Source organism: Pseudomonas carassii (assembly GCF_036324045.1).
GTDB lineage: Bacteria > Pseudomonadota > Gammaproteobacteria > Pseudomonadales > Pseudomonadaceae > Aquipseudomonas > Aquipseudomonas peradeniyensis.
Genome location: NZ_JAZDCT010000004.1, coordinates 237,359 through 250,873, shown reverse-complemented (window position 1 = coordinate 250,873; position 13,515 = coordinate 237,359). Strand labels below are relative to the sequence as shown.

The window sequence follows — 13,515 nt, the reverse complement described above, 5'->3', positions numbered from 1 at the left end:
TAAGCGTCGACATCGCAAATGAATGCGCATACAACCCTCAACACCAACTAAAACAACCAAACAACTAACACTAACCAAACAATCTCAAAGCCGCTGAAGAATCAACTCCCCCGAGCCCCCAGCCAACCCAGGCTGCCCGGCCTGCCCAGGCCGCCCATTCCCCCCAGCATCAGTCCGATAAACCAGACACCCCTTACTAGCCCCACCCAAACCAGCCTTCCCAGCAGCCCCCGCCTTGCCCGGCGCACCACCATCAAGCCTCACCACAATCCGCTCCTGCGCAAACCCTTCAGGCACCGCCAGACGAACCCGCCCGCCGGAAGCCCCATCATGCCCATTGCCACCATCATCACCATTGGCCCCACGGCTGGCCTGCCCCCAGGTACACCCCCCGGGCTTGCCATTGGCCCCATCGAGCCCGACATACCCCGGCGCCCCAGCCCCGCCCCGGGCGTCGATCGACAGCCGATCCGCCTCCAGCGCCTGCAACCGCAGATCCAGGTTACGCCCCGGCCGCGCCGCGCGCTCATAGGTCCCGGGCGCCCCAGGCGCACTGAACTCGCTGCCCTCGCCCAGGTAGGCACTCAAAGCCTCGATACTCAGGTCCCGCTCAGCCGGCGCAATCGCGATCCGCGCATCGCGCCCCAGCTCGAGCCGGTCGATCTTCAGTTCGGTAAGCGTGGCCGGCAGCAACAGCGTCGCCGAATCGGCCACCCGCAACTGCTCCAGGTGCACGCTGGCCGCCTTGTTGGGCAGACGCAGCATCGAATGGGCGGCGACCTCCAGGCTTTCGGCCTGGACCAGGGGGCTGGCCAGCGCGGCCAGCAACATCAATTTACGCATGGCTCGACGCCTCCTGCGGACGGGGGATGGACATGACGTGAAAGATACCGGTCAGCAGGATCTGCAGGCGGTCGAACCAGCGATGGCTGCGCCCGCGCAAGCTGCCATTGAAGAACAGCACCTCCAGCGCATGCAGCGACAGCAGGACGATACCCGCGGCATTGATCAGCAGATTGAGCGGCAACGGCTGCGGCATGAACAGGTTGAACAGCACCACGCCCCAGAACGCCACCGTCAGAGCCTTGCCCAGGCCCAGGATGAACTTCATGTCCGGCCCCCATGGATTGTTGTTATGTCGGCGCGGCCCGTTCGAGCGGGCCGTGCCGGCAACAGTAACCCTACTGCCAGGGCATGCGCCAGAGGGGCTCAGTTCAGGTGCAGCTCCACCCGTCGGTTGCGCGAGCGACCCTCGTCGGTGTCGTTGTCGGCCACCGGCTCGCTCTCGCCACGACCCTGACTGGTCACCTTGTTCGGCGCCAGCCCCTGGCTGATCAGGTACTCGGCAACACCGCTGGCGCGGCGCTCGGACAAGCGCTGGTTATAGCTGTCCGAGCCCACGCTGTCGGTGAAACCGATGACCTTGACACTGGCCACGCTGGGGTCATTGAGCTTGGGCAGCAAACCTTGCAGGCGCTGCTGGGCGCCCTGGGTCAGCTTGGCGGAGTCGAAGGCGAACAGCACCTGGCCCTGGTCGTCGAGCGTAATCACCTCCGGAGTTGCCGCAGGTTCCGGTTGAGGGGCCGACGCCGGGTACTGCGGCAACGGGCAGCCCATGTGATTGACCTGGGTGCCTGCCGGGGTGTCCGGGCAGCGGTCGCGGCGGTCGAATACGCCATCGCCATCCTCGTCGCCATCCTGGGCATAGCAGATCAGGCCGCCGGCAATGGCTCCGGCAGCACCGGCACCGGCTGCCCAGGTGGAACTCTCGATGGCGCCCAGGCCGCCGCCGACCAGTCCGCCAAGCAGGCTGCAGATGGGCCAGGTCCTTTGATTGAGGGGCGCGCTGCCATCGCTGTGAGTGGCGCAGCCTGTAAGCAGGCTCGTCGCCACCACCAACGGCAGTGCCGCTTTCGACAAAACACGCATGGTGATTGCTCCTGTGTCACCGGCCGCTACCGGTCACACAGGAGTAAAGACGCGCCCGCGCCACTTCTCAAGGCGCGGGCGCACGGCGGTCAACGCTGGATCTTGATCTCGGTGCGGCGGTTCATGGCGCGGCCATCGGCAGTGGCGTTGTCGGCCACCGGCTGGGTTTCACCAGCGCCCACCACCGAGACGAAGCTGGCACGCGGTACGCCGCTTTCGACCAGGTAGTTGGTCACAGACTGGGCACGACGCTCGGACAGCTTCTGGTTGTAGCTGTCGGAACCGACGCTGTCGGTGTGGCCGGAAACGCTCAGGCGGGCGCCCGGGGCTTCTTGCTTGAGGCGCGTCGCGATGGTGTTGAGGCGCTCCTTGTCAGTGGCGGTCAGGCGCGCCGAGTCGAACTCGAAACGCACATCACGGATGACGATGACCTCTTCCTTCTGCACCACCACTTCCTCGACCACCGGTGCCGGCTCTGGCGGGCAGCCGTTGGCATCGACCTGCACGCCACGCGGGGTGCCGGGGCACTTGTCGCGACTGTCCGGCACGCCATCGCCGTCTTCGTCGCCATCGCCGTGGGCCCAGCAATAGCCGGCCGCCAGGCCGCCACCGAGCAACGCGCCCCAGCCAGCCCAACTGGAGCTCTCGATCGCGCCCAGGGCCGCGCCACCCACGCCCCCGACGGCAGCACACTTCGGCCAGTCGGTTTTCTGCAAACCTGCACAACCAGTCAACACACTGGTGAGCAGAACCAGGGGTATCGCTGTGCGTACTATGCTCATCTTGTTGCTTCTCCTAGGGGGAATCGGTGCATTACCGATGCTCTGGGAGTAAAGACCGGCGATTACCGCTCTGCCAGCAATAAGCCACGACGTGACGACGCGCCTCTTTGCCCGATCGCCCAGGACCGCTAGTCTTGAGCGACCTGAACGAGGAATGGCAATGACCGAGGTTTTCTCACAACGCACGCCGCAGCAGGCCCTGGCCGCCCTGCTCGATCGCTTCACCCCGCGCCAGCTGCTGCTGGTGGGCAGCCGCTTCCCGGCCCTGGAGGCCTTCGCCACCGCCCATCCCGAGACCCGGATCGAGGTCGCCACACCCGGTCCGCTCCCCGCCGAACAGGCGGCCCGACGCTTCGACCTGGCGGTACTGGTCGACTGCCTGGAGCACCTGCCCAAGCGCACCGGCCTGGAGCTGCTGGGCGGCATCCGCAACCTCAATGCCAGCCGCGTCGCGGTGCTGGCGGACCTGAACGCCTGCGGCTGGAAGGACACCGACTTCTATTCGCTGGCACTCTCGGCCAGCGAGAAATTCCAGCGTGACGAACAGGTGTTGAGCCTGTTCACCTATGATCTGCATGACTACAAGCAGGTCCCGGACTGGCTCAATGCGAAGTTCTGGGCCAACCCTGAAAACTTCGGCAAGTACTGGTGGTGACCGGATGAGTGTCTCGATCTGCCCCTGCGGCAGCGGCAACCTGCTCGACGCCTGCTGCGGGCATTATCACAGCGGCACCCCGGCGCCGGACGCCCAGACCCTTATGCGCTCGCGCTACAGCGCCTACGTGCTGGGCCTGGTGGACTACCTGGTCGACACCACACTGCCGGCCCAGCAGGCCGAGCTGGATCGCACCGCCATGGCGGCCTGGAGCGCGCAGAGCACCTGGTTGGGGCTGGAGGTGGAAAGCGCCGAGGTACTGGGCGGGCAACCCGAGCACGCCTTCGTCACTTTCACCGCGCGCTGGCACGACCTGGAAGGCGACCACCAGCACCGCGAGCGCTCGGCATTCGTTCAGCATGCCGGACGCTGGTACTTCATCGACCCGACCGTGGCGCTCAAGGCCGGTCGCAACGACCCCTGCCCCTGCGCCAGCGGGCAGAAATTCAAGAAATGCTGCGCCAGTTACCTCGGTAGTTGAACATGCGCCCCCTGGCCCGCCTGCTCACACTCGGCCTGCTGCTGGGCTGGCTGGCGGGCTGCGCCAGTTGGGGCGACGACACCTGGCGCGAGCCACGGCTGCACCTGATCGAGGTGGAGCCGGTGAAGATGCGTCTGCACCAGCAGGAGTTCGTCCTGCACCTGCGGGTCGACAACCCCAACGACAGCCGCCTGTTCATCCGCCACCTGACCTATTCGGTGCGTCTGGGCGACCTGCTCCTGGCCGAGGACGAGGCCAGCCTGTGGCGCAGCGTTGGCGGCCAGGCCCGGCGCACCTTCAAGATCACCGTGCGCACCAACCTCTGGCAGCACCTCAAGCCCCTGGCGAAGCTGCTCAAGAGTGGGCAACCCCTGCAATACCAACTACGCGGCGAGCTGGCCACCGGGCTGATCGTCCATCGGGACCTGCACTTGTCGCAAAGGGGTGAGATAATCCCCGGCGATCTACAACCGGAGTAACCCCGCAATGACCCAGCAACCCCATGTCCATGGCCCCGACTGCAACCACGGTCACGACCATCACCACGACCACGACCATGGCCATGTGCACGGCCCGCACTGCAACCACGGCCACCAGGAGCCGGTGCGCAACGCCCTGAAGGACGTCGGCCGCAACGACCCTTGCCCGTGCGGCAGCGAGAAGAAATTCAAGAAGTGCCACGGCGCCTGATCGACGTCAAATCAGGCCACCGCAGGTCAAGCCCGCTCCCCGGCAAATCGTCGTGGGAGCGGGCTTGACCCGCGATCTGCACGCACCAGCACTACCACTGGTAAATAAAGCTTCCCGGCACCTTGCACGGCGACTGCGCGCTCACTACCTTAGCGCCTTTCAGAACCCCGCCACGCCCTGCAGGAGCCTAGTCATGGCCGCCCCCGTCCTTCCGCCCTTCCCTCTCCGCCTCGGCAGTGCTGCCGCGTTGCTTGGCCTGCTCGCGCTCGGCGGCTGCCAGATGGGTGGTCACCAGGACAGTGTGCTGCCGACGACCGGCGTGCAACCGCTCAAGGGCCTGGCGCAGAACGTCTCGGTTCGGCGCAACGCGATGGGCGCGCCGCTGATCGAAAGCAGCAGCTTCCACGACGCGCTGTTCAGCCTGGGCTACCTGCACGCCGGGGATCGCATCGAGCAGATGGTCGCCATGCGCCTGCTGGCCCAGGGGCGCCTGGCCGAGCTGGCCGGGGCCGATGCCCTGGAGATGGACCGCCTGATGCGCGCCGCCAACCTCAAGCAGAGCGCCGGCCAGCTTTACACCGATGCCTCGCCGCGCCTGAAGCGCTTCTTCGAGGTGTACGCCCGCGGGGTCAACGCCTACCTGTTCCGCTACCGCGACAAGCTGCCGGGCGAGCTCGCCCGCAGCAGCTACCGCCCGGAATACTGGAAACCCGAAGACTCGGCGCTGATCTTCAGCCTCTATGCCTTCAGCCAGTCAGTGAACCTGCAGGAAGAACTGTCCGCCCTGACCCTGGCGCAGAAAGTCGGTGCCGACAAGCTCGCCTGGCTGCTGCCCGGTGCCCCCGACGAGCCACTGGCCGAGGGCGAGGTCGACAAACTCAAGGGGGTGAACCTGGCCAGCCAGTTGCCAGGGCTCGACGCACTCACCGCCGCCGGCCAGCAACTGGCCGACCTCGGCCTGCTGGGCGCCCCCGGTTCAGCCAATTTGGCCCTGACGCCCCAGCGCAGCCGCAGCGGCAAGAGCCTGCTGGCCAGTGACAGCCGCGCCACCTGGGCACTGAGCCCGGTGCAGATCCATACCACCAAGTACCGGGTCGCCGGCCTGTCGCTGCCGGGCCTGCCGATCGTGCTGGCCGGCTACAACGGCAAGCTGGCCTGGAGCAGCAGCGCGGTAATGGCCGACAACCAGGACCTGTTTCTCGAGCAGGTACGCCGCCAGGGCAACCAACTGAGCTACCTCGCCGACGGCAAGTGGCAGCAGGCCCGCGCACGCAACGAAACCTTCTTCGTCCGTGGTCAACGCCCACAGCGCGAAGTGATGTACGACACCCGCCACGGCACCCTGCTGCCGGGCCATGGCAGCCTGGCCCTGGCCCTGCACCTGCCGCAGCTCAAGGAGGATCGCAGCCTCGACGCGCTGTTCGACCTGACCCGCGCACAGAACATCGAGCGCGCCTTCGACAGCACCCGCGAGGTCGCTGCGGCGGCGTTGAACTTCGTATTCGCCGAGCCCCAGCACATCGGCTGGCAGGTCAGCGGCCGCTACCCCAACCGCCGCGAAGGCCAGGGCCTGCTGCCCTCGCCGGGCTGGGACGGGCGCTATGACTGGGACGGCTACGCCGACGCGATGCTGCACCCCTACGACCAGGATCCGCCCGCCGGTTTCATCGGCCACGCCAACCAGCGCAGCCTGCCCAAGGGCTATGGCATGCAGCTGTCGAGCAGCTGGTACTACCCCGAGCGCGCTGAGCGCATGGCCCAGCTGGCCGGCAACGGTCGTCACGACAGCCGCAGCCTGATGGCCCTGCAGAACGACCAGGTGACGCTGCTGGCCGACAAGCTCAAGCAAATGTTCGACGCGCCCGGCATGGCCCAGCCGCTCAAGCAGGCCATTGACGCCCTGCCCGCCGCGCAGCGCGACAAGGCCCGCGATGCCCTGGTCCGACTCAAGGCCTTCGATGGCCGGCTGAGCCCGGTCTCGGCCGATGCCGCGCTGTATGAACTATTCCTGCAGGCGGTCACCCGGCAGACCTTCCTCGACGAACTGGGCCCGGAGTCCAGCCCGGCCTGGCAGACCTTCGTCGGCAATGCCCAGCTGTCCTACTCCGCCCAGGTCGATCACCTGCTGGGGCGCGAGGACAGCCCGTTCTGGGATGATCGCGGCACGCTGCAGAAAGAAGACAAGCCGACCATCCTCGCCCGCAGCCTGGCCGCCGCGATGGATACCGGCACCGCCCAGCTCGGCGCCGATCGCCGCGCCTGGCAATGGGGTAAGCTGCACCAGTACCGTTGGCCGGCACCGACCTACCACGGCCTGGGCGACAAGCTCGACCGCGCGCCCCTGGCGGCGGGCGGCGACTTCAGCACCCTGGCCCTGACCCCTTATGCCTGGGGGAACGGCTTCGACACCCAGCTGCCGGCTTCTGCACGGATGATCGTCGACTTCGGCCAGGCCGAACCGCTGCAGGTACTGACCAGCAACGGCCAGTCCGGCAACCCGGCTAGCCGCCACTACAGCGACGGGCTCGATGCCTGGTTCAAGGGCCGCTTCACCAGCCTGCCGCTGCAACCACAGAACTTTGCCCGTGCCTATGGCAGCCAGCGGTTGACCCTGGTGCCTGGCAAGTAGGTCATTTTGCAGTCCGAGATCAAGCGTCGCGCTGGCGGCGCTCGATCTCATGGCCGATACAGAGTCATCGCCTGGCCCCCCATTGCGCCCGCGATCCGAATAGTGCGCCACTCCCAAAGTTATGCTTCTATCCTTGATCCCAGCATTCGCCCAAAAACGCTGATATCAGGACCACCATGCACCACTCGACCCACGACCTGCTCTCCCCTGTCCCGGGTATCGCCCGCCAGTTGCACAGTTTCCACTTCGGCCCGCGTGGTGCCGGCAAGGTGTACATCCAGGCCTCGCTGCACGCCGACGAGCTGCCGGGCATGCTGGTGGCCTGGCACCTGAAGCAGCGTCTCGGGGAAATGGAGCAGCAGGGCCGCTTGCACAAGGAGATCATCCTGGTGCCGGTGGCCAACCCAGTGGGCCTGGAGCAGGTGCTGCTGGACGCGCCGCTGGGCCGTTTCGAACTGCAGAGCGGCGAGAACTTCAACCGCAGGTTCGTCGACCTGTCCGACAGCATCGGCGACCAGATCGAAGGCCATCTCACCCAGGATCCGGCGCACAACCTGGCGCTGATACGCGAATACCTGCGCCGGGGTTTGGATGCCCACCCCGCGCACACGCCGCTGCAGTCGCAGCGCCTGACCCTGCAACGCCTGGCCTGCGACGCCGACATGGTGCTCGACCTGCATTGCGACTTCGAAGCCGTCGAGCACCTGTACACCACCCCGGAGGCCTGGCCCCAGGTGGAGCCGCTGGCCCGCTACCTGGGCGTGCAGGCCAGCCTGCTGGCCACCGACTCGGGCGGACAGTCGTTCGATGAGTGTTTCAGCCTGGTGTGGTGGCAGTTGCAGCAGCGCTTCGGCAAACGCTTCCCGATCCCCCAGGGCAGTTTCTCGGTGACCATCGAGCTGCGCGGCCAGGCCGATGTCAGCCACCCCCTGGCGACCCGGGACTGCCAGGCGATTCTCGACTTTCTTACCCATGCCGGGGTCATCGAGGGCCAGCCAGCCCCGATGCCCGCATTGGTGCACCCGGCAACGCCGCTGGCGGCTGTAGAGCCGGTCATGACGCCACTCGGCGGGCTGCTGGTGTTCCACGCCGCGCCCGGCCAGTACCTGCAAGCCGGTGAGCTGATCGCCGAGGTCATCGACCCGCTCAACGACCGGGTCACACCCCTGCGCAATACCCAGACCGGGCTGCTCTACGCCCGCAGCATCCGACGCATGGCCACGGCGGGCATGGTGGTTGCCCATGTGGCCGGCGAACAGGTTTGCCGTAGCGGCTACCTGCTGGGCAACTGAGAAAAATCAGGCCACTGGGGCTGGAGGCGGCTCGTCGGGCAGGGTGGGCTCGCCCGGTTCCATCGGCGGGTGCTCGCCAGGTTCGGGCGGCTGCGGCGTGTCGGGATCGGGCTGGTGCGGCACGCCACCGGCCTGCATCGGCAGCGGTGTGTGGACCGGCGGGTGGGCCATCAGCGACCAGGCCAGCAATCCGATCTGGTTCGGCTGCAGGACGGCCAGCTTGGCACTGATTGCGGGGTCGAGTTTCATCGGCGGCTCCTGACGAGGCCCGGCGCACGGCATGCGCGCCGAAACTGTATTCTCATTGGAGTGCCTGGCGCGGAAACAATTCCCGCGCTTTGTCGGCTCAGGTGCGTGGCAGGGTGACGCCGCGCTGGCCCTGGTACTTGCCGCCACGGTCCTTGTACGAGACTTCACATTCCTCGTCGGACTGCAGGAACAGCATCTGCGCCACGCCTTCGTTGGCGTAGATCTTTGCCGGCAGCGTGGTGGTGTTGGAGAACTCCAGGGTCACATGGCCTTCCCATTCGGGCTCGAGCGGCGTGACGTTGACGATGATGCCGCAACGGGCATAGGTGCTCTTGCCCAGGCAGATGGTCAGCACGTCGCGCGGGATGCGGAAGTACTCGACGGTGCGGGCCAGGGCGAAGGAGTTCGGCGGGATGATGCACACGTCGCTCTTGATGTCGACGAAGCTGCCGGCATCGAAGTTCTTCGGATCGACGGTGGCCGAGTTGATGTTGGTGAAGACCTTGAATTCGTCGGCGCAGCGCACATCGTAGCCGTAGCTGGAGACACCGAAGGAAATGACCCGGCTGTCCTGCTCGCCGCGCACCTGGCGCTCGACGAACGGTTCGATCATGCCGTGTTCCTGCGCCATGCGGCGAATCCACTTGTCCGATTTGATGCTCATGGCGGGGTGTCCTGAAGAGTGCGGGGTAAAAAACGAGAGGTGCATCTTACCGGTCCCGACGCCCGGGTTAAAGTTTCCTCGCCCTATCCCGCGCCGGACGGGGCCTGTACAGGCCGTCGATCCGAATTTCATCAAAGCGCTTCTTGGCCATTGGCAGGTTGTGGAAAGTGGGTTAAGGTGGCGCCACTGTGCTGCACGTGACACCGAGAATCTCTAGTTTGATGCACGATCCTGATCGGCCCATCGCTGAATTTTCTGCTCTCTTTGCGCTCAGTCCCGGTCAGGGTTTTTCCTGACCGTTATCAACTTTGTCCAAGGAGACAGAAAAATGTCCAACCGTCAATCCGGTGTTGTTAAGTGGTTCAACGATGAGAAGGGCTACGGCTTCATCACCCCTCAGTCGGGCGACGACCTGTTCGTGCACTTCAAAGCCATCCAAGCTGACGGCTTCAAAACCCTGAAAGAAGGCCAGGCTGTTACTTTCGTCGCTACCCGCGGCCAGAAAGGCATGCAGGCTGAAGAAGTTCAGATCGCCTAAGTCGATCTCGCTTCCTCGCTTTCAAAAAAAACCCGCCATTGGCGGGTTTTTTTGTGCCTGTTCAAAAGCTATTCGCCGGCCCCTGTAGGAGCGGCCTTGCGCCGCGAAAGGGCCGCAAAGCGGCCCCAGGATTTCAGCGGTGATGCAGAAAGTGCCGGGGCCGCTCTGCGGCCCTTTCCGGCCGGTCCGACGCCTCGGCAAGGCCGAACCTACAGGTAACGCGTCAGTCTTCGCTGATGGTAATGCTCGGCATCGCCGGCGCCGCTGCTTCCTGCAGCACGATCCGCGCCCCCACCTGCCGCGCCAGCTCCTGGTAGACCATGGCGATCTGGCTTTCCGGCTCGGCGATGGCGGTCGGCTTGCCGCTGTCGGCCTGTTCGCGAATCAACATCGACAGCGGCAGGGAAGCCAGCAGCTCGACGCCGTACTGCGCCGCAAGCTTCTCGCCACCGCCTTCGCCGAACAGGTGCTCGGCATGGCCGCAGTTGGAGCAGATATGCACGGCCATGTTCTCGACCACGCCCAGCACCGGGATGTTGACCTTGCGGAACATCTCCACGCCTTTCTTCGCATCCAGCAACGCCAGGTCCTGGGGCGTGGTGACGATCACGGAGCCTGCCACCGGCACCTTCTGCGCCAGGGTCAGCTGGATGTCGCCGGTGCCCGGCGGCATGTCGATCACCAGGTAGTCGAGGTCGTCCCAGGCGGTCTGGGTCACCAGTTGCAGCAACGCCCCCGAGACCATCGGGCCACGCCAGACCATCGGCGTGTTGTCGTCGGTGAGAAACGCCATGGACATGACCTCGACGCCATGGGCCTTGATCGGCACGAACCACTTCTGATCGCGCACCTGCGGTCGGGTACCTTCGGCGATGCCGAACATCACCCCCTGGCTCGGGCCGTAGATGTCGGCATCGAGAATACCCACCCGAGCACCTTCGCGGGCCAGAGCCAGGGCCAGGTTGGCCGCGGTGGTCGACTTGCCGACCCCGCCCTTGCCCGATGCCACGGCGATGATGTTCTTCACGTTGGCCATGGCCGGCACCTGGGCCTGCGCCTTGTGAGTGGCGATGACGCAGTCGATGCTCACGCTGGCCGAGGCCACGCCATCGAGGTTGCCGATCGCGGTCTGCAGCACCTGCGCCCAGCCGCCCTTGAACAGACCGGCGGCATACCCCAGCTGCAACTGCACGCTGACCTGCCCGCCCTGGATGTCGATGGCGCGCACGCAACCGGCGCTGACCGGGTCCTGGTTCAGATAGGGGTCGGTGTACTGGCGAAGCACGCCTTCGACGGCGGCACGGGTAACGGCACTCATGGAGGCTCCCATTGGCAAACTGAATACGAAACAAGCGCCTATGCTAACCCGTCAATCGTCAGCAGATGCGTCCTTGGGGTGAAATAAATTCGCCAGCCCTTTATAGTGGCCGATCACCCTCATTTTTACCCCGTAGCCAGATAAGTAGCCGAGCCACCATGTCCGAGCCACGTCAGATTCTCGTCACCAGCGCCCTGCCCTATGCCAATGGATCGATCCACCTTGGCCATATGCTGGAATACATCCAGACGGACATGTGGGTGCGCTTCCAGAAGCTGCGCGGCAACCAGTGCATCTATGTCTGTGCCGATGACGCCCACGGTTCGGCCATCATGCTGCGCGCGGAAAAGGAAGGCATCACCCCGGAGCAGCTGATCGCCAACGTCCAGGCCGAGCACAGCGCCGACTTCGCCGACTTCCTGGTCGACTTCGACAACTACCACTCCACGCACAGCGAGGAGAACCGCGCACTGTCGAGCCTGATCTACACCCGCCTGCGCGACGCCGGGCACATCGCCACCCGTTCGGTGACCCAGTACTTCGACCCCGAGAAGGGCATGTTCCTCGCCGACCGCTTCATCAAGGGCACCTGCCCCAAGTGCGCGGCCGAGGACCAGTACGGCGACAACTGCGAGAAATGCGGCGCCACCTATGCCCCGACCGAACTGAAGAACCCCAAGTCGGCGATCTCCGGCGCCACCCCGGTGCTGCGCGACTCGCAGCACTTCTTCTTCAAGCTGCCGGACTTCCAGGCCATGCTGCAGCAGTGGACCCGCAGCGGCACCCTGCAGGACGCGGTGGCCAACAAGCTCGCCGAATGGCTGGACTCGGGCCTGCAGGAATGGGACATCTCCCGTGACGCGCCGTACTTCGGCTTCGAGATCCCGGGCGAACCAGGCAAGTACTTCTATGTCTGGCTGGACGCGCCGATCGGCTACATGGCCAGCTTCAAGAACCTCTGCGACCGCCGTCCGGAGCTGGACTTCGACGCGTTCTGGAACGAAGGCTCCAAGGCCGAGCTGTACCACTTCATCGGCAAGGACATCGTCAACTTCCACGCCCTGTTCTGGCCGGCCATGCTCGAAGGCGCGGGCCTGCGCAAGCCGACCGCGGTCAACGTGCACGGCTACCTGACCGTCAACGGCGCGAAGATGTCGAAATCGCGCGGCACCTTCATCAAGGCGCGCACCTACCTCGACCACCTGCAGCCGGAATACCTGCGCTACTACTACGCCGCCAAGCTGGGCCGCGGTGTCGACGACCTCGACCTGAACCTCGAGGACTTCGTGCAGAAGGTCAACTCCGACCTGGTCGGCAAGGTGGTCAACATCGCCAGTCGCTGCGCCGGCTTCATCCACAAGGGCAACGACGGCGTGATGGTTGCCGGCGATGCCGCGCCCGAGCTGACCGAGGCCTTCCTCGCCGCCGCGCCGTCGATCGCCGAAGCCTACGAGGCCCGCGACTTCGGCCGCGCCATGCGCGAGATCATGGCCCTGGCCGACCGCGCCAACGCCTGGATCGCCGACAAGGCGCCCTGGTCGCTGGCCAAGCAGGAAGGCAAGCAGGACGAAGTACAGGCCATCTGCGCCCAGGGCATCAACCTGTTCCGCCAGCTGGTGATCTTCCTCAAGCCGGTGCTGCCGCTGCTGGCAGCGGACGCCGAGGCGTTCCTCAACATCGCCCCGCTGACCTGGGACGACCACCTGTCGCGCCTGGAAAACCATCAGCTCAACCCGTTCAAGGCCCTGATGAGCCGCATCGAACCGGCCAAAGTCGAGGCCATGGTCGCCGCCAGCAAGGAAGACCTGCTGGCCGCCGAAGCCAAGGCCGCTCCGGCGGGCAATGGCGAACTGGCCAAGGACCCGCTGTCGGCCGAGATCGAGTTCGACACCTTCGCTGCGGTCGACCTGCGCGTGGCGCTGATCGTCAAGGCCGAAGCCGTGCCCGGTGCCGACAAGCTGCTGCAACTGACCCTGGACATCGGTGACGAGCGCCGCAACGTGTTCTCGGGCATCAAGTCGGCCTACCCGGATCCTTCCCAGCTGGAAGGCCGCCTGACCATGATGGTGGCCAACCTCAAGCCGCGGAAGATGCGTTTCGGCGTTTCCGAAGGCATGGTCATGGCCGCCGGCCCTGGCGGTGAAGAGATCTACCTGCTCAGCCCCGACAGCGGCGCCAAGCCAGGCCAGCGTATCAAATAAGCCCTCCTGCCCCGGCCAATTGGCCGGGGCAGTTGCATCTGCCACCCGCTGCCCGATAATGATGGCACCCTCCGATTTTCGGCATCG

15 protein-coding genes are annotated in these 13,515 nt (G+C 65.5%); 8 read left to right on the top strand and 7 right to left on the bottom strand.

Annotation, left to right across the window (positions count from 1 at the left end; genetic code table 11):
* Positions 1-84: 84 nt before the first annotated feature.
* The 4 genes from V0R62_RS05065 to V0R62_RS05050 all read right to left on the bottom strand — a co-directional run bounded on the left by V0R62_RS05065 (position 85) and on the right by V0R62_RS05050 (position 2,711).
* A complete protein-coding gene (locus V0R62_RS05065) occupies positions 85-843 on the bottom strand; it encodes a collagen-like protein (protein WP_186713019.1) in 759 nt (252 codons plus the stop codon).
* Positions 836-1,111: a DUF1145 domain-containing protein gene (locus V0R62_RS05060; protein ID WP_050704046.1), complete on the bottom strand. Its 276-nt coding sequence runs from the start codon at positions 1,109-1,111 to the stop codon at positions 836-838. Before V0R62_RS05060 ends, V0R62_RS05065 begins: the two co-directional genes overlap by 8 nt.
* A 98-nt stretch (positions 1,112-1,209) precedes the next feature.
* On the bottom strand, positions 1,210-1,929 hold the full coding sequence (locus V0R62_RS05055; RefSeq protein ID WP_330102977.1) for an OmpA family protein: 720 nt from the start codon (positions 1,927-1,929) through the stop codon (positions 1,210-1,212).
* Positions 1,930-2,018: 89 nt separating this feature from the next.
* Positions 2,019-2,711, bottom strand: a complete 693-nt coding sequence (locus V0R62_RS05050) for an OmpA family protein (RefSeq protein ID WP_110738786.1) — start codon at positions 2,709-2,711, stop codon at positions 2,019-2,021.
* 160 nt (positions 2,712-2,871) lie between these two features.
* On the opposite strand from V0R62_RS05050, the gene V0R62_RS05045 reads away from it, so the two are divergent.
* The 6 genes from V0R62_RS05045 to V0R62_RS05020 all read left to right on the top strand — a co-directional run bounded on the left by V0R62_RS05045 (position 2,872) and on the right by V0R62_RS05020 (position 8,458).
* On the top strand, positions 2,872-3,366 hold the full coding sequence (locus V0R62_RS05045) for a DUF6231 family protein (protein WP_330102976.1): 495 nt from the start codon (positions 2,872-2,874) through the stop codon (positions 3,364-3,366).
* Positions 3,367-3,370: 4 nt separating this feature from the next.
* Positions 3,371-3,847: a YchJ family protein gene (locus tag V0R62_RS05040; RefSeq protein WP_330102975.1), complete on the top strand. Its 477-nt coding sequence runs from the start codon at positions 3,371-3,373 to the stop codon at positions 3,845-3,847.
* A 2-nt stretch (positions 3,848-3,849) separates the two neighbouring features.
* Positions 3,850-4,326, top strand: a complete 477-nt coding sequence (locus V0R62_RS05035) for an LEA type 2 family protein (protein ID WP_330102974.1) — start codon at positions 3,850-3,852, stop codon at positions 4,324-4,326.
* A gap of 7 nt (positions 4,327-4,333) precedes the next feature.
* Positions 4,334-4,537: an SEC-C metal-binding domain-containing protein gene (locus V0R62_RS05030; protein WP_012313055.1), complete on the top strand. Its 204-nt coding sequence runs from the start codon at positions 4,334-4,336 to the stop codon at positions 4,535-4,537.
* Positions 4,538-4,730: 193 nt separating this feature from the next.
* Positions 4,731-7,166 carry a penicillin acylase family protein gene (locus V0R62_RS05025; RefSeq protein ID WP_330102973.1) on the top strand — a complete coding sequence of 812 codons (2,436 nt, stop codon included), beginning with the start codon at positions 4,731-4,733 and terminating at the stop codon, positions 7,164-7,166.
* A 176-nt stretch (positions 7,167-7,342) separates the two neighbouring features.
* Entirely contained in the window at positions 7,343-8,458 is a 1,116-nt protein-coding gene (locus V0R62_RS05020) for a succinylglutamate desuccinylase/aspartoacylase family protein (RefSeq protein WP_330102972.1), read from the top strand.
* Positions 8,459-8,464: 6 nt separating this feature from the next.
* Here the strand turns inward: V0R62_RS05020 and V0R62_RS05015 are convergent, their stop codons facing one another.
* A complete protein-coding gene (locus tag V0R62_RS05015; protein WP_330102971.1) occupies positions 8,465-8,707 on the bottom strand; it encodes a hypothetical protein in 243 nt (80 codons plus the stop codon).
* A gap of 97 nt (positions 8,708-8,804) precedes the next feature.
* Positions 8,805-9,371: a dCTP deaminase gene (gene dcd, locus V0R62_RS05010; protein ID WP_003258001.1), complete on the bottom strand. Its 567-nt coding sequence runs from the start codon at positions 9,369-9,371 to the stop codon at positions 8,805-8,807.
* A 328-nt stretch (positions 9,372-9,699) separates the two neighbouring features.
* On the opposite strand from dcd, the gene V0R62_RS05005 reads away from it, so the two are divergent.
* The gene (locus V0R62_RS05005; protein WP_003254922.1) at positions 9,700-9,909 is read left to right on the top strand and encodes a cold-shock protein; all 210 of its coding nucleotides are present in this window, start codon (positions 9,700-9,702) and stop codon (positions 9,907-9,909) included.
* 223 nt (positions 9,910-10,132) lie between these two features.
* On the opposite strand, the gene apbC is transcribed toward V0R62_RS05005, so the two are convergent.
* Entirely contained in the window at positions 10,133-11,227 is a 1,095-nt protein-coding gene (gene apbC, locus V0R62_RS05000; protein ID WP_186732083.1) for an iron-sulfur cluster carrier protein ApbC, read from the bottom strand.
* A 158-nt stretch (positions 11,228-11,385) separates the two neighbouring features.
* Here apbC and metG point away from each other — a divergent pair, with 158 nt between their 5' ends.
* A complete protein-coding gene (metG, locus tag V0R62_RS04995; protein ID WP_330102970.1) occupies positions 11,386-13,428 on the top strand; it encodes a methionine--tRNA ligase in 2,043 nt (680 codons plus the stop codon).
* Positions 13,429-13,515 lie beyond the last annotated feature (87 nt).